Source organism: Aquisphaera insulae (assembly GCF_011064615.1).
Taxonomy (GTDB): domain Bacteria; phylum Planctomycetota; class Planctomycetia; order Isosphaerales; family Isosphaeraceae; genus Aquisphaera; species Aquisphaera insulae.
This window is the reverse complement of the sequence record NZ_JAALJH010000096.1, coordinates 11,920-31,378: the sequence shown is the minus strand read 5'-3', so window position 1 is coordinate 31,378 and position 19,459 is coordinate 11,920. Positions and strand designations below refer to the sequence as shown.

Annotated in this window: 18 protein-coding genes; 12 read left to right on the top strand and 6 right to left on the bottom strand. The window is 68.4% G+C overall.

Annotated elements, in window-relative coordinates:
- Positions 1 to 265: 265 nt before the first annotated feature.
- Entirely contained in the window at positions 266 to 1,165 is a 900-nt protein-coding gene (locus tag G6O54_RS31345; RefSeq protein ID WP_165232796.1) for an SMP-30/gluconolactonase/LRE family protein, read from the top strand.
- A 226-nt stretch (positions 1,166 to 1,391) separates the two neighbouring features.
- Positions 1,392 to 1,610 (top strand): translation initiation factor IF-1, encoded by a 219-nt coding sequence (gene infA, locus G6O54_RS31340; protein WP_148592059.1) that lies wholly within the window; start codon positions 1,392 to 1,394, stop codon positions 1,608 to 1,610.
- A 54-nt stretch (positions 1,611 to 1,664) separates the two neighbouring features.
- Here infA and G6O54_RS31335 read toward each other — a convergent pair whose 3' ends face one another.
- A complete protein-coding gene (locus tag G6O54_RS31335; RefSeq protein ID WP_165232793.1) occupies positions 1,665 to 2,666 on the bottom strand; it encodes a hypothetical protein in 1,002 nt (333 codons plus the stop codon).
- 91 nt (positions 2,667 to 2,757) lie between these two features.
- Here G6O54_RS31335 and G6O54_RS31330 point away from each other — a divergent pair, with 91 nt between their 5' ends.
- The 6 genes from G6O54_RS31330 (at position 2,758) to ggt (ending at position 9,995) form a co-directional block, all read left to right on the top strand.
- On the top strand, positions 2,758 to 3,585 hold the full coding sequence (locus tag G6O54_RS31330; RefSeq protein ID WP_165232791.1) for a hypothetical protein: 828 nt from the start codon (positions 2,758 to 2,760) through the stop codon (positions 3,583 to 3,585).
- A gap of 274 nt (positions 3,586 to 3,859) precedes the next feature.
- On the top strand, positions 3,860 to 4,573 hold the full coding sequence (locus G6O54_RS31325; RefSeq protein ID WP_165232788.1) for a pirin family protein: 714 nt from the start codon (positions 3,860 to 3,862) through the stop codon (positions 4,571 to 4,573).
- A 152-nt stretch (positions 4,574 to 4,725) separates the two neighbouring features.
- The gene (locus G6O54_RS31320; RefSeq protein WP_165232785.1) at positions 4,726 to 5,832 is read left to right on the top strand and encodes a hypothetical protein; all 1,107 of its coding nucleotides are present in this window, start codon (positions 4,726 to 4,728) and stop codon (positions 5,830 to 5,832) included.
- Between the two features lie 89 nt (positions 5,833 to 5,921).
- Positions 5,922 to 7,319 (top strand): c-type cytochrome domain-containing protein, encoded by a 1,398-nt coding sequence (locus tag G6O54_RS38205; protein ID WP_250847182.1) that lies wholly within the window; start codon positions 5,922 to 5,924, stop codon positions 7,317 to 7,319.
- On the top strand, positions 7,316 to 8,251 hold the full coding sequence (locus G6O54_RS31310; RefSeq protein WP_250847181.1) for a ribokinase: 936 nt from the start codon (positions 7,316 to 7,318) through the stop codon (positions 8,249 to 8,251). The genes G6O54_RS38205 and G6O54_RS31310 overlap by 4 nt, the downstream gene beginning before the upstream one ends.
- 10 nt (positions 8,252 to 8,261) lie before the next feature.
- Complete coding sequence (gene ggt / locus G6O54_RS31305; RefSeq protein ID WP_165232776.1) at positions 8,262 to 9,995, top strand: gamma-glutamyltransferase; 1,734 nt, start codon at positions 8,262 to 8,264, stop codon at positions 9,993 to 9,995.
- 13 nt (positions 9,996 to 10,008) lie between these two features.
- On the opposite strand, the gene G6O54_RS31300 is transcribed toward ggt, so the two are convergent.
- The 5 genes from G6O54_RS31300 to G6O54_RS31280 all read right to left on the bottom strand — a co-directional run bounded on the left by G6O54_RS31300 (position 10,009) and on the right by G6O54_RS31280 (position 14,747).
- Entirely contained in the window at positions 10,009 to 10,689 is a 681-nt protein-coding gene (locus tag G6O54_RS31300; RefSeq protein WP_165232773.1) for a DUF4276 family protein, read from the bottom strand.
- Positions 10,682 to 11,839 carry an AAA family ATPase gene (locus G6O54_RS31295; protein ID WP_205679095.1) on the bottom strand — a complete coding sequence of 386 codons (1,158 nt, stop codon included), beginning with the start codon at positions 11,837 to 11,839 and terminating at the stop codon, positions 10,682 to 10,684. Before G6O54_RS31295 ends, G6O54_RS31300 begins: the two co-directional genes overlap by 8 nt.
- Positions 11,840 to 11,949: 110 nt before the next feature.
- Positions 11,950 to 13,437, bottom strand: a complete 1,488-nt coding sequence (locus tag G6O54_RS31290) for a hypothetical protein (RefSeq protein WP_165232770.1) — start codon at positions 13,435 to 13,437, stop codon at positions 11,950 to 11,952.
- A 115-nt stretch (positions 13,438 to 13,552) separates the two neighbouring features.
- Positions 13,553 to 14,407 (bottom strand): 3-keto-disaccharide hydrolase, encoded by an 855-nt coding sequence (locus G6O54_RS31285; RefSeq protein WP_165232768.1) that lies wholly within the window; start codon positions 14,405 to 14,407, stop codon positions 13,553 to 13,555.
- A gap of 61 nt (positions 14,408 to 14,468) precedes the next feature.
- The gene (locus tag G6O54_RS31280; RefSeq protein WP_165232765.1) at positions 14,469 to 14,747 is read right to left on the bottom strand and encodes a hypothetical protein; all 279 of its coding nucleotides are present in this window, start codon (positions 14,745 to 14,747) and stop codon (positions 14,469 to 14,471) included.
- 156 nt (positions 14,748 to 14,903) lie between these two features.
- On the opposite strand from G6O54_RS31280, the gene G6O54_RS38450 reads away from it, so the two are divergent.
- The 4 genes from G6O54_RS38450 (at position 14,904) to G6O54_RS31260 (ending at position 19,341) form a co-directional block, all read left to right on the top strand.
- The gene (locus G6O54_RS38450) at positions 14,904 to 15,515 is read left to right on the top strand and encodes a TadE/TadG family type IV pilus assembly protein (RefSeq protein WP_256369016.1); all 612 of its coding nucleotides are present in this window, start codon (positions 14,904 to 14,906) and stop codon (positions 15,513 to 15,515) included.
- A gap of 179 nt (positions 15,516 to 15,694) precedes the next feature.
- Positions 15,695 to 16,207 carry a TadE/TadG family type IV pilus assembly protein gene (locus G6O54_RS31270; protein WP_165232759.1) on the top strand — a complete coding sequence of 171 codons (513 nt, stop codon included), beginning with the start codon at positions 15,695 to 15,697 and terminating at the stop codon, positions 16,205 to 16,207.
- A gap of 107 nt (positions 16,208 to 16,314) precedes the next feature.
- Positions 16,315 to 16,722, top strand: a complete 408-nt coding sequence (locus G6O54_RS31265) for a TadE/TadG family type IV pilus assembly protein (RefSeq protein ID WP_165232756.1) — start codon at positions 16,315 to 16,317, stop codon at positions 16,720 to 16,722.
- Positions 16,723 to 16,821: 99 nt separating this feature from the next.
- Positions 16,822 to 19,341 carry a TadG family pilus assembly protein gene (locus G6O54_RS31260; protein ID WP_165232753.1) on the top strand — a complete coding sequence of 840 codons (2,520 nt, stop codon included), beginning with the start codon at positions 16,822 to 16,824 and terminating at the stop codon, positions 19,339 to 19,341.
- Positions 19,342 to 19,459 lie beyond the last annotated feature (118 nt).

The following is a 19,459-nucleotide window of genomic DNA, read 5'->3' as shown; positions in this document are numbered from 1 at the left end:
TTCGTAAGGGGGAGAGCCGGATTTCGCGTCCCCGAGCGTGGGGGGATTCAGGAGGCCGTTCGATATCCGTGAGCTTGATCAACTTCCTTGCCGGGGTAATAGCGATCGGGCCCGCGCGGGTTCCTCCCCAATCGAGCCCGGCGGATCGTCCCGATTCGCGGCTGGTCCCAGGGGTCCCCGAGCGGTTATCTATAGGAGGCGTGGATCGCGGCCGGGCCCGTCTCCAGGGCCCCGCGGATCCGCTGGCTCGGTCGAGGGCTCGGGGATGACGACGATCCTGAGGGATGCGGGCCTGTCGCGGCTGGTCGGCGACTCCCCCCTGGAACGGCTGGGCGGCGGGTTCACGTTCACCGAGGGGCCCCTCTGGCGGCCCGACGGCTCGATCCTCTTCCAGGACATGAAGGCGCACCGGACCTGGCGGATCGATCCGGACGGCGCCGCCCGGATCGTCCGCGAGCAGACGCGGGGCGCGAACGGGCAGACATTCGCCGGCGACGGCCGGATCGTCTTCTGCGAGCAGGACGGCCGACGAGTCTCGCGGATGGACCCCGACGGCTCCCGCGTCGAGACCGTCGCCGAGGACTGGTCGGGCCGGCGGCTGAACAGCCCCAACGACATCGTCGCGCGGTCGGACGGGCTGCTCTACTTCTCGGACCCGCCCTACGGCGTCCAGCCGGCCGATCGATCGCTCCACTTCCAGGGGGTCTACATCCTGGACCTGGCCGCCGACAGCCCCGGGCGGACCCGGCTGGTCGCGGACGACTTCGAGAAGCCCAACGGCCTGGCCTTCTCGCCCGACGAGAAGACCCTCTACGTCTGCGACACGGCCCGCTATCACGTCCGGGCCTTCGACGTCCGGGCGGACGGGACGCTCCGGGCCGCTTCGAGCCGGGTCGTCGTGCGACTGGACCCCGACCATCCCGGCGGGCCGGACGGGCTGAAGGTCGACCGGGAGGGCCGGCTGTACGTCGCGGTCGCCCAGGGGGTCTGGGTCTTCGAGCCGTCCGGGGCGCTCCTGGGAATCCTGGCGACGCCGAAACGCCCCTCCAACCTCGCCTGGTGCGGGCGCGACGGCGCGACGCTTGCCCTGACCGTGGTGGACGAGGTCTACCGGATCCGGCTCGCGGTCGAGGGCGTCCTCCCTCCATTCACCCCGACGTCGTGACCTGCTCGCTGGTCAACTTCGGGCCGATCGATTAGACTGAGAAGCGAGCTCTTGCCAGGCTTCGCGAGGCACTACGACCTGCTCGCCGACGAGTCCCCGGCGCCCCTCCCACCACTGAGGCGCGGCGGACGGGAGTCGTTCAGCCCGGCGGACGGATTACGTCTCACGGTCGGGCGGCCCGCGATTCGTTTCGCGGGGCCGCCGCCGATTTCTTAAGGAGGCCCGCGTGGCCAGAGAAGAACCGATCCGGACCGAAGGGCGCATCGTCGAGGCCCTGCCCAATACCCAGTTCATGGTCGAACTGGAGAACGGCCACCGCATCCTCGCCCACATCGCGGGCAAGATGCGCAAGAACTTCATCCGCATCGTCCCCGGCGATCGGGTGACGGTCGAGATCACGCCGTACGACCTCACGAAGGGGCGCATCGTCTACCGCGAGCGTTGAGACCGGCTCGCGGCCCCGGGCCTGTCCGTCCCCGCCGTGTCCCCCCGCCGACGGTCATTTCCTTCGCCACCAGGTCTCGGGGAGATGGCCCAGCTCCCGGGCAAGAGGGTCGATCGCCGCGCGGAACCTCGCGGCATCCACGGGGTAGCCGGCCGTCGGCCGCAGCCCCGCGACCCGCGCGGTCCAGTAGCCGTTGAAGGCATCCATCCAGACCTCGCGCAGGCATTTGCTCACGATCGACGCCAGGGCGACCAGTCCGTTGCGGGCGTCGGCGCGAGGGCGGAGCCGCAGCCGAAGCACGCGACCGTCGCCGCGGAGCGTGTACTCGCTCAGTTCCGGTCCTTCCTCGCCCCGGTCGATCCAGGTTTCCGGGAAGGCCCGACAGAGCGGCTCCAGGTAGTAATGCCGCCCGCCGTGCTTGTCGCAATCCAGGAGCGCCGGCCGTCCGCCCCGCGCATGTTGCCAGGCATCCTCCAGGAGGTGCCGGAAGGCCTGGAAGTGGACCGCCGCCTTCGATTCGTGGAGGTCGAGCAGGCGGTTGAACCGCTCCGGCCCGAAGACGACCGTCCGGACCTCGACGAACCGCCATCGACCGGACGCGGGCGCGAGCGGATCGGAGCCGATTCGCGTCCGGACCTCGGATGGTCCGCAACCCGCGGGCCAGCCGCCGTGGCCCCCGTCCGCCCCGGCCCAGGTGGCGAGCTCGACCTCGGCCGGGGTCCCGGCGTGGACGGCCTCGAAGAGGCCGCGAGGGTCCTCGGGGAGCGCCCGGCCCACGGCCCGGAGGAGCGCCAGGCAGGTCGCGGTCAGGCTGTCTCTCCCCTTGCCGCCGCGGAGGATGGCCTTGGAATCATCCACCCAGAGGCGGGCGGAGTCCCCTCCGGCCCGGGCGACCGAGCCATGCAGTTCGGCCCAGAGATCCGGAGGCTCGTCCATCTCCCCGGCTCGACGACCGGTCGATGCCGTCCCCTCGACGCTCTCGGCGATGACCGCGGTCATCACGAGCGGCCCGAGATTGGGGCCATAACCGGCCTCGTCGATGCCGATCCAGCGCATGAGCGACAATCCTCCTCAGGGTCCATGTTGTGCATACTATTATTTCAGATGAGCCCATCGTGGAAAATTCTCGCCTCCCGGAGCCTCTAACATGCCTGGTCGCAATATCTCACGCATCGCACGGCCCGTCGTGGAGAGCCTCGAGGGGAGGGCCCTGCTCAGCGGCTCGGGCCTGACGGCCACCACCCTGGCCCGGAGCGCCCTGGTGCGGTCGATCCGGTCGAGCATCCAGACGGACCCCGCCGGGGTCGCGGCGATTCTGAATGCACTCAACGGGGGCCTCGGGAGCGAGTGGACGAAGCTCCTCCGCTCGCAGGTGCGTAATCTCAACGGTGTCCTGGCCCGGTTCGTGAGCGGGCAGCTCACGGCCTACTCGACGCCCGGCTTCGCGGTCCGGACGCCGGGGGTCCAGTCCCTCTTCGTCGGGCAGCCCTACGATCAGCTCCTCCCCCAGGTCGCCGGGGCGGCCGTCTTCAAGAACAACATCGTGGAGCTCGGTGCGATCATGCGCGGGCCGTTCCACGACCCGAGCACCACCTACTATCAATTCGCGCTCGACCGCGGCGCAGGGGCGTCCCTGGGGCCGATCTTCGCCGCCCGACCCAAGATCACCCCGGACACGATCGTGACCCTCACCGTCGCCCCGTTCGGCACCTCCGCCACGGGGACGATCACCGACCTGACCACGGGCGCCTCGCAGGCCATCGATCCTTCGAAGATCCAGATCCGCGGGCCCGTGATCCGCGTCTTCCTCAACGCCTCGCAACTCCCCTCGCACGGATTCAAGCTGGCCAAGTATCGGTTCGCCTTCTGGACGCAGATCCAGCCCGGACGCGACATCAGCACCGTGGCCAGCTTCCTCCCCGACGCGGGCATGATCCCCATCTCCGTCCAGAAGCGGATCGCGGTCACTGTCTGAGGATCCGACCCGGTGCCTCCGACCTCCCGTGCCGACCGCTTCCCTTGACGAGACGATAGTCAGTATATAAACTGTCTGTGTGTAAACGAACATCGCGAGGGAGAGGCGAGGGGTAGCCCGGGGCGAGCAGCGATCGGGGGATCGATCGCCGCGGCTCGGACCCGTCACCCCTTCCATCGCCCTCTGGGAAGCGGTAAGAGCTCGGCCCGGCCCGGAAGCCCTGCCCTGATTTTGCGATGTTGGTTAACACATTAACTATCGAGGGGAGGTCACGATGATTCGCGTTCGTCGATCCGAGGAGCGGGGGCATTTCGATCACGGCTGGCTGGACACCCGGCACACGTTCTCGTTCAGCCGTTATCACGACCCGAAGCACGTGCACTTCCAGGCGCTCCGGGTGATCAACGAGGACTGGGTCCGGGCGGGGCACGGCTTCGGCACGCATCCGCACGAGGACATGGAGATCATCACCTACGTCCTGGAAGGAGGGCTCGCGCACCGGGACAGCATGGGGACCAGCAGCGTGATCCGGCCGGGCGAGCTGCAGCGGATGACGGCCGGCACGGGGATCACGCACAGCGAATTCAACGCGTCGGACTCGGAGCCGGTGCACCTTTATCAGATCTGGATCTTCCCGGAGCGGGACGGCCTCGAGCCCTCGTATGAGCAGAAGGCCTTCCCCGTCTCGGACCGGAAGAACCGGCTCCGGCTGGTGGCCTCGCCCGACGCCGCGGACGGCTCGCTCAAGATCCACCAGGATGCGCGGCTCTACCTGGCCACCCTGGACGCCGGCCAATCGGTCTCTCAGGCGATGGTGCCGGGTCGCCATGGCTGGCTCCAGGTCCTGCGGGGTGAGGTGGACCTGAACGGCCTGAGGCTCTCCGCGGGCGACGGCGCGGCCTCCTCGGACGAACCGCTCCTGACGATCCGCGCGGGGGGCGATGCGGAGGCGGAGGTCCTGCTTTTCGACCTCGCCGGGATGGCTTGACGCGCCCTGACGCCCGGACGGGCCCGCGGGTTGACCTTGCCCGCGGGCCCGATTTCCGGTAGAGGGGCCGCATCATCTCTCGTCTCGGCTCGCGTGCCGGCTCACTCGGGGCGGAGCCCGGCCTCGGTCACGGAACAAGGATGGGGCGTTCGATGTCGCAAGGTCGCGAGATGCGGCGATCCGGTCTCCTGCTGGCGGGCGCGTGCCTCATCGCGATGGCGCCGGGATGTCGACGGTCGCCCTTCCAGAGGCTGGATCCACCCCCCGACCCGCCGCCCGTCCTCGCCCAGGGGCATGCGCCGCATACTCCTCAGGATCAGGCGGAGCCGGTCCCGGTCGTCGCCGCGAGCGCGACACAGGTCCCCTCGGATCCCGTCGCGGTCGACCGGATGGATTCTCCCCCCGCGGGCGTCACGCCGCGGGCCACCCCCATGCTCGACGCCGCCCTCCGCCGGGCCGAGGCCCAGGAGAAGGTCCAGACCGAGGAGCTGGATAAGGTCCGCCGACTGGCCCTCCGGGACGAGGACCCGGGACGCCCGGCCTCGCCCGTCGCGCCGGCCTCGCCCGTCGCGCCCTCGCGGGTTGAAGGGACGCCAGCCGACTCGACGGCCCCGCCGCTGGTGAAGCCCGCCTCGACGGTTCGGGAGCAGGCCGCGGAGCCTCACCCGGATGGCCCTTCGGAGCGGTCGATCGACGACCTCATGCCCTCGCTCCAGGCCGCGCCGGAGCTCGTCGAAACCCCGACGCCTGCCCCGGAGGGCGACTCCGCCGATGCCTGGCGGGAATCGCTGGAACGCCTCCGTTCCTCGGTCCGCGCGGCGTCCGGGCATGGGTCGGGCGGGGGGGCGTCGCCGGAGGCGAATCCCTTCGCCATCGCCGAGCTTCGACTCTGCCGCAAGGTCGAGGGCTTCGGCCGATTCGAGCCGATCGACCCGGCTAAGCTCCGACCCGGCCAGCCGGTGATCGTCTACTGCGAGCTCTCGGACCTGACCTACCAGCCTTCGCCGGCAGGGTTCCGTTCGCACCTCTCCTCGCGCGTCGAGCTGGCGAGCCACCCCTCCGGCGAGGTCGCCTGGAGCCAGGCCCTGGGCGAGGCCGAGGCGGAGACCCCGCGCCGTCTCCGCGACAATTACGTGAGCACGCGCGTCGACTTGCCGGAGGGCCTGGCGGCCGGCGAGTACCGGCTCCGGTTGACCGTGACCGACGTGATCGCGGGACGGACCGCGACCAGAGAAACTCCCCTGACGCTCTCCCGCTGAGATCGCTCGACGATGCTTGCCAAGGCCCCCGGGCGCGGCGAGAATGGAGCGGCAAGACCGCTCGATCGCCCTCTTCCGGGAACCGCCCCATGCCCGCGACGCGACGCCCTCGTGCCTGGATCGGGTCACTACTGGTCGCCGTCCTGGCCATCCAGGTTCTCGTGCGTCCCGGACTGGCCCAGGACGCGAAGGGATCCGGGGACGCGGCGAGCCGCGCCGAGGCCCCGATCAGCTTCCGCATGGATGTCGCGCCGATCCTGGTCGCCAACTGCGTGGGATGCCACAGCGAGAACCGCCCGGGCAAGGCTCGGGGGAAGCTCGACCTCACGACGTTCGCGAAGCTGATGCAGGGGACCCCCGAAGAGAAGGTCATCGCCCCCGGCAATCCGGGCGAATCCCACCTGGTCCTGCGGATCAAGGGGGACGAGGAGCCCAGGATGCCCCAGGGGGGGAACAACGCCGGCTTGGCCGAGGCGGCCATCGCCCGGATCGAGCGGTGGGTCAAGGCGGGGGCGCTGCTCGACCCGGGCCTGGATCCGAAGTCGCCGATCGCCGGTTACGCGGCGTCGCCGGAGCAACTCCGCCGCGACGAGCTGGCGCGGATGGATCCCAGGGAGCGCGACGCCAGGGTCGAGGCCGCGGGCCGCTCGCGATGGAAGCAGGCGAACCCGGGCCTCAAGCCCGAGGCCGCGACCGGCGAATACGTCGCGCTGCTCGGGACGCTGCCGGCGGACCGCGCGGCCGCCGCCGTGAAGGCGGTGGACGCGCAGCAGGCTCATCTCAAGCGGCTCCTCGGCCCGGCCGGGGTGGACTGGCCGGAGAAGATCGGCCTGTACGTCTTCAACGACCGCAAGGACTTCGTGGAGTTCGTCCGCACCGTCGAGAACCGGGAGATCGAGTCGGACGTCGTCTCCACGGGGAATCTCAGGGTCGCTCATCCGTACGTCGCGGTGATCGACCCGCTGGGGGGGCGGAAGGAGGAGCCCGTCACGGCCCGTCGAGGCCGGCCGCGCGGGAAGCGGGCGGACGATCGGGACGTGGCCTCGGACCGGACCCTCGGCGGCCTGCTCACGGAGGCGCTCGGCGATGCGTCCGTCGCCGCGCGCGGCAAGTCGCCGCGATGGCTGGCCGCGGGGACCGGGGCCTTCCTGGCCTCGCAGCTCGAGCCGCGGAGCCCGTACTACCAGCGGCTTCGGGCGGCCGCCCTGGCGAAGTATCGCAAGGGCTGGACCACGCCCACCGCCGAGGTCCTCGACGAGGGGGACCAGGCGACCGAGGCGGACACCCGGGCCATCGGCTTCGCGCTCGTCGAGGCGATCCAGCGCACCCCCGCCATGCGAGGCTCCTTCCCGGCGTTCGCGGAGGGGATGGCGAAGGGCAAGGACAAGCTCGCCGACACGCTCAGGGACGTCTTCCAGCTCTCTCGCGAGGAGTTCCTGGGCATGACCGGCGACTGGGTCGGCCGGACGTACGGAGGCATCCAGTGAGCGGTCCGTCTTCCCGGGTCGTCGTGGTCGGATCGAGCAACACCGACATGACCGTCCGCGTCCCCTCGCTGCCCGGCCCCGGCGAAACCGTCCTGGGCGGAGACTTCGCCGTGACGGCCGGTGGCAAGGGGGCCAATCAGGCCGTCGCCTCGCGCCGGGCCGGCGCGGAGGTCGTCTTTGTGACGGCCGTCGGCGACGACGACCTGGGCCGTCGCGCCCTCGATGGCTATCGGCGGGAAGGGATCGACGTCTCCCATGCGCGGATCGTCCCGGGCGTCGCCTCGGGCGTTGCCCTGATCTTCGTCTCCGAAGGGGGAGAGAACCAGATCGGCGTGGCCTCGGGGGCGAACCTGGAGCTGAGCCCGTCCGACATCGATGGCCTGCCGGACTCGATCTTCCGCCCCGGCGAGATCCTCCTCGTCGGCCTCGAGATCCCGATCCCGACCGCGATCCGTGCCCTGCGGCGGGGCCGGAAGGCGGGCATGACGGTGATCCTGAATCCGGCCCCGGCCCCCTCGCTGACGGAGGCCGAGGTCCGCCACCTCCTGGGGGAGGCCGACCTGATCACGCCCAACCGGGTCGAGGCCCTGATGCTCGCCGGGACCCGGCCCGGCGAGCGGCCCGAGCCAAAGTCCCTGGCCCTCCGACTGCTCTCGATGGGGCCGAGGACGGTCGTCATGACGCTTGGCGCGGAGGGGTGCCTGGTGGCCGATGGTCGCGAGGCCGTGGCCGTGCCGGCCCCCCGGGTCGAGGCCGTCGACGCCGTGGGCGCCGGCGACGCGTTCAACGGGATCCTGGCCGCCGGCCTGGCGGAGGGACTGGCCCTCCCCGACGCCGTTCGCCGGGCCGTCCGGGGGGCCGCGCTGGCCGTGACGCGCCCCGGGGCCCAGCCCGCCCTGCCAACCCGCGCGGAGATCGACGCGTTCCAGTGAAGGGAGCCATATGACTCTTCGACACAGCCCGCCGTTCGTCCCACTCATTACCTTGCTTCTCCTCTGGTCCGGCATCGCCGTCATGTCGAGCTCGAAGATCCTCGCCGCGGACCGTCCCCACGGCCCGCGGCACAAGACGCGTTCGGCCGTGGTGGCGCGCGAGGGGATGGCGGCGACGAGTCAGCCCCTGGCCTCGGCGGCCGCGATCCGCATCCTCCAGGCCGGCGGCAACGCGATCGACGCGGCCATCGCGGCGGACGCGGTCCTCGGCGTGGTCGAGCCGATGTCCTGCGGCATGGGGGGCGACCTGTTCGCCATCGTCTGGGACGCGAAGTCGAGGCGGCTCTACGGCCTGAACGCGTCGGGGCGCTCGCCCCGGGCCGCGACGATCGCCTACTTCCGCCAGCGAGGCCACGACCAGATCCCGACGAGCGGCCCGCTGAGCTGGTCCGTCCCCGGCTGCGTCGACGGCTGGGATCAGCTCCGCTCCCGGTTCGGCAGTCGCCCCCTGGCCGAGCTCCTGGCGCCCGCCATTCACTACGCCGAGGCCGGATTCCCCGTCAGCGAGATCATTGCCGGCGACTGGCGGGCGTCCGAGCGGGCGCTCGGCGCCGTGCCCACCTCTGCCGCCTGCTATTTGGTCGACGGGCATGCCCCGAGGGTGGGCGACGTCTTCCGCAATCCGGACCTGGCCCGCTCGCTCCGACTCGTCGCCGACTCCGGCCGCGACGCCTTCTACCGGGGGGCCATCGCCGAGGCCATCGGGACGTACAGTCAATCGGTCGGCGGCCTCCTCGCCGCCGAGGACCTCGCCGCGCACGCATCGAGCTGGGTCGACCCGGTCTCGGTGAACTATCGGGGTTACGACGTCTGGGAGCTGCCCCCCAACGGCCAGGGGATCGCGGCGCTCCAGATGCTGAACCTCCTGGAGCCGCACGACCTGAAGACGATGGGCTTCGGCTCCGCCGAGGCACTCCACCTGATGATCGAGGCCAAGAAGCTCGCCTACGAGGACCGGGCCCGCTACTACGCCGACATGGATAAGGCGAAGGTCCCGGTCAACGAGCTGATCTCCAAGGCGTATGCCGCGAGGCGGCAGAAGCTCATCGACCCCGCAAAGGCCAACGCCGGCCCCGTCCCGGGCGAGCCGCTCCAGGCCGATACGATCTACATGACCGTGGCCGACGGCCAGGGCAACGCCATCAGCCTGATCCAGAGCAACTTCAACGGCTTCGGTTCCGGCCACGTGCCCGGCAAGCTCGGCTTCGCGCTCCAGAATCGAGGCTGCCTGTTCGCGCTCGACGAGTCGCACGCGAACCGGCTGGAGCCGGGCAAGCGGCCGTTCCACACGATCATCCCGGCCTTCGTGACGAGGGACGGCAAGCCCTGGCTGAGCTTCGGCGTGATGGGGGGCGACATGCAGGCCCAGGGCCACGTCCAGGTCCTCTGCAACATGATCGACTTCGGCATGGACGTCCAGGAGGCCGGCGACGCCCCGCGGTTCCGCCACCTGGGCTCCTCGGAGCCGACCGGCCAGCCCGCGGCGCAAGGGGGCGGGACCGTGACCGTCGAGTCCGGCTTCTCCGACGAGGCGATTCGGGCGTTGGAAGCCAAGGGCCACAAGGTCGTGAAGGCCCAGCCCGGCGGCTTCGGCGGTTACCAGGCGATCCGGATCGACATCGACCGCGGTGTCCTCATCGGAGGCTCGGATCCGAGGAAGGACGGGGCGGCGATGGGGTATTGATCGGGGGAATCGATCAGATCACGCTTTCGAGTCGTTCCAGCCAGCTTCGGAAGTGGGGACATTCCTCACGGATCCTCGCCAGTCCGATGTCCAGCGCCGCGAGATTCCCATGCAGAGGCTTCTGGTAACCAGGAAAGAGAGCCGCGATACGCCTCGAAGGGTGCGTGGTCGGAGAGTCGTTGATCTCCTCCGGTGAGCCGAAGCCATCGCGAATGGCCTGGAACGACGCCTCGAGGTCTTGCCGGCCAATCGCGATGGCCATCAGTCCGCACTCGCTGAAGAGGACCGCCTCGAATTCATGCATCAGGACGAATGGGACGAATCTCCTCGCGTCTCCCACCTCCTTGGCGATGGCGTCGAACATCGCCTTCTCGACCGATGACGCCCGCTGATCGAACGGCAGGGACGGGGCCTGGCTTCGTCCCGGCCACCCTTTCTCGGGATCCGAGGGCCTGCCGTAATAGTCAACCATCGTGCTGATGAAGATCCCGGGATCCGAGCTCAAATGCCGCACGATCTCGGCTCGGATCGACATCCACGACTTGACGCCACCCCTTTTCGACCTGAGGCGAGCGTTGCCCATGAGCTTCGCCGAGGCGCTGTGGAATCCGCTCGTGATGAGATGACCTGCGAGCAACTCTCTGACGAAGGTCTCTTCGGTCTCCCCCTCGACGAGAATGCAGATCCTAGCCACGCCCAGGCCTCCCGCCGAACTGGTTCTTCTCCCAGAGTTGACCGAGGCTGTAGTCCTCAAGCCATACCGCAAGGTCCTCGGAACTCAGGCGATGCAGGGTGGTTGCACCGTCCACGAGGTCTGCGACCAGGACATCCTCCGGTTCGAAGTGATCGAGAAGGAGCGCGGATTGGGTCGACACGACCACCTGAGTCGTCGTCGAGGCCGACTTGATCAGGCTGGCCAGCAGAGTGATCGCGGAGGGATGGAGGCCGAGCTCGGGCTCATCGACGATGATGAGGGATGGCCGGTGATCGTACGGCTGGGCGAAGAGGGTGGCCAGACAAATGAATCGCAGAGTGCCGTCGGACAGGGACCCGGCGTCGAAATAGCGGTCGCTCGACCGGTGCTTCCACTCGAGGCGGATGGTCTGTTCGTTGAGGCGAAGGGGCTCGAGGTGGAAGTCGTCGAGGAACGGGGCGACCTGCTGGATGGTCCGACGGATCAACTGATAGGACGAGGGGTCGCGGGTCTTCAGGAGATAGAGGTACGGGGCGATGTTGGAAGCGTCCGGCCTGAGCGACCAGTTATCGTTCAACGAGGCCGTCTTCCGCATCGGCGAACTGTCGCTCGTGTCGTGGAAATGGTACTTCTGCCAGCTATCCAGGTAGCCTTGAACATATCGAGCGGTGCGGTTTTGCGGCGCGCTGATCCCGGCCTCACCTGCCGTGCCTCGAAGTGACTCGGTGAATGGGGACGGGTATTTCTGTTTGTCCCAGTACCTGCAGTTTTCCCTGTACACAGACAGGCGATCGCCGGGCGTTGCGTTGAGCGTGATTTGATATCCGTTCGTGCCCCCCCTGAAGGAGAGATCCAGGTCGATCTGCGGAGTGACCTTGGATCCGAAATGCACGAGTTGTTCCGCTCCGCCCGCCATCTCCGTATAGCTGACGAGCTTGCCTTGCCTGATCGCTCTCAGGAAGGAGAAGACCGAGAGGAAGTTCGACTTGCCCGATCCGTTGGCGCCTATGAGGATGTTGCGCGGCCGGAGTTCGACCTCTTCCAGCGAGCGAATGCTCCGAAAACCCCTGATCGAGATGTGGTCGAGCAAGACCTGAGGATCGACGGGCCGGGGTTCTCCAGAGTCATTCTCTTGACCGACCGTGGCCACGGCTTACTCCTGGATCCACCAAGCCAGAGGGTCGCGGGAGCGTCCGGATCGCGCGGCAAAGCCTACGTGCGGACTCAATCTCCATTGTATTCCATCGAGAATTCCTGGTGTCAGACCAAAATCGGTCGGCTTCCGATCTGCCGTAAATCGACCTCGGCGCCAGCCAAAAGCGCCAGTCCATTCGCCAGGGGCCATTCCGGATGGAGGCTCGGGTTGCTGGCCGATCTCCGTCCGCCGGGATCCTCCGCCTGAAGCCGATAGGGGCTCCCGTACTCATCGGCGGTCGACCCGTGCTCGTGAATGTGCCAGAGCAGGCCCAGGGAGAGGAGGAACTGGAGCAGTCCCATGGCCAGGACGACCGCCAACCCTCGCCTCGGGAAGCTCGTCCTGAGGAACTGGACGAGGGCAATCGACAGGAACCACGAACAAATGATCAGATAGTGGTAATAGGCCATCGGGATGATCAGCAGCAGGATCAAGGTGTAGATCACGACGACGGCCGACGGGAGCCAGCGTTCTTCGGCACGGTTGCTCCACAGGAGCGAGAGGCGATCTCTCAGGCCTGGTGCGGCCCCGGCTCCCTTCTCGCGTTCAAACCAGCGAGCCAGCCGGTTCAGCAAGCCCAGCCCGAAGAGGCCCGCGATCGCCAGGTGCGCCGCGAGGACGAGACACGTTGCCCGGCCGAGGATCACCGGCCCTCGCAGGAACGACCAGAAGTCGGTCCGGAAGTAGACATAGGTCGGTGTCAGCCCGAGCGGATTGAGGAACAGGAAGCCGAAGAGCCGTCGGATCATCTGAAGACGAAGCGCGAGCGTGACCGGTTCCCTGGGGTTGGTCGCTGCCTGCCCCTGCTTGTTGAAGAGGAGCTGATAGACCCAGGGGATCATCGGCAGGGCGCCCAGGGCGGTGCCGCAGGCGAAGGCCCTCCAGCACGGACCCGGTTGGGGCGGGGACTGAGGGGCCGCGTCGGACTCAACGTCGTCCCGGCCTCGCGAGTCGAGCAGGGACCAGAGGACCAGGGCGGCCTGGAAGAAGAACCCGCTCAGGTGGATCTGGCCGAGGAGCGTCCCGCTCAGGCCCCAGGCGAAGGATCCCCAGCGGCTCCGCCTCGACAGGAACGCGAGAATCACGAGCGCGGTGCAGGGCGTCAGCACGTCCTGGGCCCAGAGCTTCCGCGAGGCCATGACCGCCACCGGGTTGACGCAGAGCAGGACGGTGCCCAGCAGCCAGGTGAGGCGTTGATCACGACCGATGCGCGTCAGGGCCAGGCCCATGAAGGCCGCCAGGGCCGCGATGTTCAGCACCGCCACGGAGGCGGTCATCGACACGGGATCGTGCAGCCGGATCGCGGGGAGGCTGAAGATCCAGACGCTCAGGCCCGGATTGGGGATCCCGACGCTCGCGGGCATTCCCGTCCAGTACCAGGCGGCTCCCGAGCCGATCTGCTGGGCATGCTCGAACGTCCACGACTCGTCGTCCTTCCACTCCATCTCGGACAGCCAGGCCAATCGGAGGATCGTCCCGCCAATCAGGGCCAGCCCGACCAGGATCAGCAGAAGCCGACGGTGCGGATGAGCGTGAACGGAAGCGAGGGACATGGGCGGGGCCTATCCTCGGCTGCTGGGGTTCCACGAGCCGGGCACGAATTCCTAATGAATTCGGGGCTGCGAGCGGACGGGTGACGATTGTTTCCCTGGAGAGGGAGGATCTCCGTCACCGCAGGATGGGCCGGATCTCGAACTTGCGGAACTGGATCTCGGCGCCCTCGGACTGGAGGGTGAGCTTGCCGCGGGTGTGGCTGGCGCCGGTACCGACGTTGACGACGTGGCCGTTGAGGATGTTGGTGATCGTCGAGCCGTCGCAGAGGACCTCCAGGCGGTTCCATTCGCCCAGGGGCTTCTCGACGTCGCGGGCGCCTCGGAAGCCGATCACGTCCTTCCAGGCCGGGTCGCGGCCCCACCAGTTGAAGCGGCCGGAGTCGCGTGTGGTCGCCTTGCCGCCCTCGTCGAAGTAGGGCTGGCCGTCCGGGCCGGTCCGGGTCGTGCAGGTCAGCCGCGGCTTGTTGCGGCCGCCGACCATGAGGAGGTCGCCGGTGCCCCCCTCGATGATCTGGCACTCGATCGACTCCATCCAGTGGCCGCCCTGGGCGTCATCGGGGCCGACGGCGTGGAGGAGGATGCCGGAATCGCGGGCGTTCTCCACCCGAGGCGGCCAGGTCTTGCCGCCCCATCGCCACTCCACGACGAGGTGATAGTCCGAGAACTCGTCGCGGGTGGAGATGCCGCCGAACTCCTTGCCCGAGATGATGAGGACGCCGTCCCGGACCTGGAAGACGCCGTCGGGGTCGTCGTACTTGTGGTCGTGCAGGTAGGTGTAGAAGCCGGTCAGGTCCTTGCCGTTGAAGGCGAATGCGGGCGGCCCGGAGCGGATCGTCGGGGGGGGCCCGGAGGCCGGGGAGTCGGCGGCGTCACACGCCGGACGGATCCCGGCGAGGGCGGCGACCAGACCGAGGGCGGGGGCGAGGAAACGGAAGGCTGCGTTCGGCTTGCGGTCAAGGACGTCGTTCATCGGAACCTCTCCGCGTCGGCGCGGTGGCGGAATGATGTGGGGCCCGGCGTCGATCGTGGGCTCACACGCGTTGGCGATGCAGCTTCGCGCCGAGCTTCCGGCAGATGTCCTCGGCCTTCGGGACGAGCTTCTCGTCGGGGAAGCCGATCGACAGGATCATCCCGTACCCCCCTTCCATCTGGTCCGGCGGGGTGACGCCCAGGCGGTCGTTCGGGATGCCGACGGAGGTCAGTAGCTGGATGGCGAGATTGCCCTCGGCCGCGTTGGCGAAATAGGCAAGGACCCGGCGGCGCGGCTCGGGCGAGGTGACGGCGCCGGGGCGGACCTGCGGCGTTTCCATGGCAGCGTCATCTTCCATTCAAATGGGGAGAGAACCGTCGGTCGCGGACGATCCGATCGCCCCAAGTTTGACCGGCCGGGAGGCGTTTCGCAAGCCTCGGGAGCGAGCATCTCGCGGCGTCCCGGATGCTCGTGCCCGGCGTTCGAGGCCGCCACGATGCCGGGGGGCATCGTCGTCGTGGCTCTTTTCCAACGGCCGTCCCCCGGCGGGAGCCGTGGGGTAATTGTGGTAGCCCCGGCGAGGATCGGGGCGTCCTCCGGCCGGTCAGCCCGCCGGTACGTCGAGCCGATCATCAACCGCACGGGGTGCATCGTGGTCTCGAAAACGACGTGCAATCGGTCCGCTCGGCGAGGGGCGGCGGTCGTTGAGACGGCCGTCGTGCTGGGCACGTTCCTGATGGTGACGATGGGAATCTTCGAGTACGGCCGGCTGGTCATGGTCCGCCAGCTCATGAGCAGCGCGGCGCGGGCCGGCGCCCGGAAGGCGGCCGTCGGCACGGCCGACAGTGAGGTCACCACCCAGTCGATCCGCGACTCCGTGATCGCCCTCGTGAAGCCGGCGAAACTCGACAATCTGAATGTCCAGGTCTATGGGGCCGATCCCGACACCGGGCTTCCCCTGGGGGCCTGGGAGCAGGTCGCGTATGGCCGACCGATCGCGGTCCAGGTGGATGGGGACTACACACCGTGCCTGCCGACGACCCTCGGCATCGTCCCCTCGCGGCTCCACTTCACGGCCATCTCCACGGCGCTGAGCGAATCGAACTGAGTCGCCGGAGGGGGGGCCGGATCGATGGCGGGGAGGCCGTTGCGACGTCGCAACGGCCTGGTTTTTTCTCATCGCCGCCGCCGGCGGTGGGATGCGTGACATAGGGTTGATCAGAGAGTCCTCCGCCCGGGGCGTGCCCGGTCGCGGAGGATGACGTGACGGGCCAGTCGGGGGGAGCCATGCGGGTTCGGATCGTAGGCGTCGACCGGAGCGAGCGATCGGGGGCGGCGGCCGTCGAGATGGCCCTCTGCCTCCCGCTCGTCCTGACGATGCTGATCGGGACGTGGGAGGTCGGGCGGATCCTCGAGATGCAGCAATTCCTCAACGTGGGGGCCCGCGAGGCGGCCCGCCAGGCCGGTTCGGGACTGCTCACGAACAGCCAGGTCCAGCAGGTCGCGGTGAATTGCATCAAGAACGCGCTCGGCGACAGCACGGGGACCTTGACCCGCAATCTGGTGGTCACGGTCACCGTCTACGACGCCGACAGCCCGTCCACCGTCAAGTCCGTGGACGTGAGCCAGGCGGATCCCCTGGACCTGATCGTGGTCAAGGCCAGCATCCCCTATGCCGACGTCCGCTGGATCGCCCTGCCGACCGTCTCCGGCGCGGGGACCCTCTCGGCCCAGGTGAGTTGGGTCAGCCTGAAGAACTTCCCCTTCCCCACGACCGTCCCCGTGCCGCCGGCCGGCTGAGCCGAGCCGACCCACCCTCGCCCGAGAACCGAGGTCCAGCCATGTGCCCGCGCCCGACCAATCCGTCACACCGGCCTCGGACTCGGCCGCGTCGCGGGGCGGCCATCGTGGAGACCGCCCTGATCCTCAACGTGCTGCTCCTCGGCATCCTGGGGGTCTTCGAGTACGGCCGGATCGTGATGCTCCGGCAGTTGCTGCAGAACGCGGCGAGGGAAGGGGCAAGGCTCGCCGTGGTCGGGACCGCGGCGAACCCGGAAGTCACCACGGCGCAGATCCAGACCTACGTGTCGAAATACCTCGCGGGGCAGTCGATCAGCGGCATGACGGTCTCCGTCTACCAGGCGAATCCGACCACCGGGGCGAATATCGGGAGCTGGGACCAGACGCCCTACGGGGGCGCGATCGCCGTCAAGATCCAGGCCACGTACAAGCCGATGATCCCCAGCACCTTCCGGATCATCCCCAATCCGCTCCCGATGACGATCGTCTCGATGATGCTCAGCGAGGCGAACTAGCGGGGCCGCGGAGCGTCCTAGAGTCTCATGGTGTTCATGCAACGATTCCGCTCCCAGAGCCCTGCCGGAAAGGACCGCAACGCGATGTTTCCCGACAGCATGCAACGACGGCGGGGGGCCGTGGCACCCATGATGGCGGTCAGCCTCGTCGCGCTCTGCGGCGCCGTCGCCCTGGCCATCGACGTGGGGCGAATCGCCGTGGCCAAGCTCGAGGCCCAGAGCGCCGCGGACGTCGCGGCGATGGCCGGCGCCCGGACCCTCAACGGGCTCATGCCCCAGGACCTGGACTCGGCCACGACCAACGCCCGCACGGCCGCCACCAAGGTCTCGATCATGGGCCAGCCCCTGTCCGCGAGCGACGTCACCGTCCAGCACGGGACCTATCATTACGACTCCACGGCGAAGTCGTTCGCCCCGTCCACGACCCTCCAGGCGGGCGAGAGCTACAACCTGACCAAGGTCTCGATCACCAAGTCCTGCCCCACGACCTTCGCCCGGATCTTCGGCTACTCGGCCTTCAGCGTCACGGCCACGGCCACGGCCGCGCACCGCCCGCGAGACGTCGCCATCGTCCTGGACTACTCCGGGTCGATGAACAACGAGAGCGACCTCTGGAACAACGAGAGCTACATCGACAACGGCACCTCCGCGCCGAACAACCCCAACCAGACGTCGAACAACGGCGAGACCGTGTACCCGAAGTTCGGCCACTACAGCAACGAGAAGAACTACTCGAACTACACGAACTACGCCAACCTGCTGAGCCCGGCCGCCGACGGCTCCAACGCCCTCAGCGGCGACGCCCGGATCGGCAAGTGCAACATCTCCATCTCGGCCCTGGGCGTCCCCGCGATGGTGAACGACTTCTACTCCAACAACCGCGGCTACTCCGCGTCGTCGGCCTTCGCGGCGGCCAGCGACACCGCGCTCGACGGCGCGAATCGGGCCGGCGGCGACCTGTATCTCTGGAAGAACGGATCCACCACGGCCTACGCGGCGACGCTCAAGGACGTGCTCGGCACCACGAACTTCAGCACGGCCTTCGAGGGCACCGGCTACGCGTCCCAGTCGCAGTACAGCAGCGGCGGCAAGACCTTCCAGGGGTACATCCAGGGCCCGCGATACTGGGGCAAGACGTTCTTCATCTGGCCGCCCGACCCGACGAATGATTGGAGGAGTACCTTCTTCGGGAAGACCGACAATACCAGCTTGTGGGACTCGTCGGGCAACTGGAGGAGCCCCTCGGGCTACTACACGATCAACTACAAGGCGATCCTCTCCTGGATCAAGAACACCGGGCCCAACCCGTTCCCGAGTCGGCTCCGATCCGGGAACATCCTCTACTACGACCAGATCCCCAGCGACGTCCCGTCCTCGGCCTACACGCACACCGCCCTCAACTCGGCCATCACCGACGCCACGCAGCGATTCTGGAAGGAGTACATCGACTACGTGATCGGCGTCTGGCGCGACCCCTCCGGGACCGTCCAGACCCCCGGCAATCCGGCCACCAGCTACGGTCCGGATTACACGTTCGGGACCATCAAGATCAGCGCCAAGCCGACCAGCAAGGTCGGCACCGGCATCCCCTACATGGCCTACGACGACAACCCCGAGCGGCCCCGACATCGCTTCTGGTTCGGCCCCATGACCATGATCCAGTTCATGTCCGACACCGGGATCCTCCCCGGGACCGCCCACGACATCTCCATGTATCCCATGAAGATCGGCATCGGCCAGGCCCTGCAGGACATCCAGAACAACCACCCCAACGACCTGGTCTCGACGATCCTCTTCAGCCGCCCGACCTATAACGGCGGGGCCAGCGGGACCGGGGCGTTCAACGTCGCCCAGTACAGCCTGACGAACAACGTCCAGCCGATGATCAACTCGCTCTGGGTCCCCCCCAACAGCGGCACGTCCGACGTCCGCCCCTGGGACGCCAACGGCGCCCAGACGCCCAGGGCCTTCGGCGACTGGACCGCCTGCACGGCGTCGAGCTACGGCTTCATGCTCGCCTACAACCAGTTCAGCAACAGCTCGGTGCTGAGCACGCTCGACGACGGCAGCTACCCCGGGACCGGCGGCAACGGACGCGTCGGCGCCCAGCGGTTGATCGTGTACGAGACGGACGGCATGGCCAACCAGGGCTCGACGCCGGCCAGCGGGTTCTACACCGGGTCCGACTACGACTCGTACTACCGGATCCAGCCCGGCCAGACCCTGAACTCGGCCGGCTACAATCAGACGACCCTGCTCCAGACGATCCAGAACATCTGCAACGACGTGAACGGGAATGCCGTCACCGGGACGGGCATCACGCCCTTCACCCCCAACCAGGGCTATCCCGGCTACGGGGCCGCCGGGAAGCCCGTCACGATCCACTGCCTGGCCTTCGGGGGGATCTTCGAGACCCCCTCCTCCACGCTGACCTCCTCCGTCTCCCTGCTCCAGAGCATCTCCGCGGTCGGCGGCACGGTCTTCCCCTCCAGCGCCAGCGATCCGACCAACGGATTCAAGTGGTGCATCGGCACCATCGACCAGCGGAAAGCCAAGCTCGTCACGGCCTTCCAGACGATCATGAACCTCCGGCCGGTGCCCATCACCCTGATTCGATGAGGGTCGGTTCGACTCGGACCCACTCCTGGAGCCGTCGCGAGGCCGGGGATTTTGCCCCGGCCTCGTCGTTTTCGGGCCCCGATCTCCGCTGCACCGGCATGGGTGACTGGGCAATTTG

Coding starts and splice junctions, on each gene's coding strand:
- G6O54_RS31270 (WP_165232759.1), top strand. CDS start 15,695: ATGCGGGTTCGGATCGTAGGCGTCGACCGGAGCGAGCGATCGGGGGCG.
- G6O54_RS31290 (WP_165232770.1), bottom strand. CDS start 13,437: ATGTCCCTCGCTTCCGTTCACGCTCATCCGCACCGTCGGCTTCTGCTG.
- G6O54_RS31325 (WP_165232788.1), top strand. CDS start 3,860: ATGATTCGCGTTCGTCGATCCGAGGAGCGGGGGCATTTCGATCACGGC.
- G6O54_RS38450 (WP_256369016.1), top strand. CDS start 14,904: ATGCCGGGGGGCATCGTCGTCGTGGCTCTTTTCCAACGGCCGTCCCCC.
- G6O54_RS31330 (WP_165232791.1), top strand. CDS start 2,758: ATGCCTGGTCGCAATATCTCACGCATCGCACGGCCCGTCGTGGAGAGC.
- G6O54_RS31320 (WP_165232785.1), top strand. CDS start 4,726: ATGTCGCAAGGTCGCGAGATGCGGCGATCCGGTCTCCTGCTGGCGGGC.
- G6O54_RS31345 (WP_165232796.1), top strand. CDS start 266: ATGACGACGATCCTGAGGGATGCGGGCCTGTCGCGGCTGGTCGGCGAC.
- G6O54_RS31280 (WP_165232765.1), bottom strand. CDS start 14,747: ATGGAAACGCCGCAGGTCCGCCCCGGCGCCGTCACCTCGCCCGAGCCG.
- G6O54_RS31335 (WP_165232793.1), bottom strand. CDS start 2,666: ATGCGCTGGATCGGCATCGACGAGGCCGGTTATGGCCCCAATCTCGGG.
- G6O54_RS38205 (WP_250847182.1), top strand. CDS start 5,922: ATGCCCGCGACGCGACGCCCTCGTGCCTGGATCGGGTCACTACTGGTC.
- ggt (WP_165232776.1), top strand. CDS start 8,262: ATGACTCTTCGACACAGCCCGCCGTTCGTCCCACTCATTACCTTGCTT.
- G6O54_RS31285 (WP_165232768.1), bottom strand. CDS start 14,407: ATGAACGACGTCCTTGACCGCAAGCCGAACGCAGCCTTCCGTTTCCTC.
- G6O54_RS31260 (WP_165232753.1), top strand. CDS start 16,822: ATGCAACGACGGCGGGGGGCCGTGGCACCCATGATGGCGGTCAGCCTC.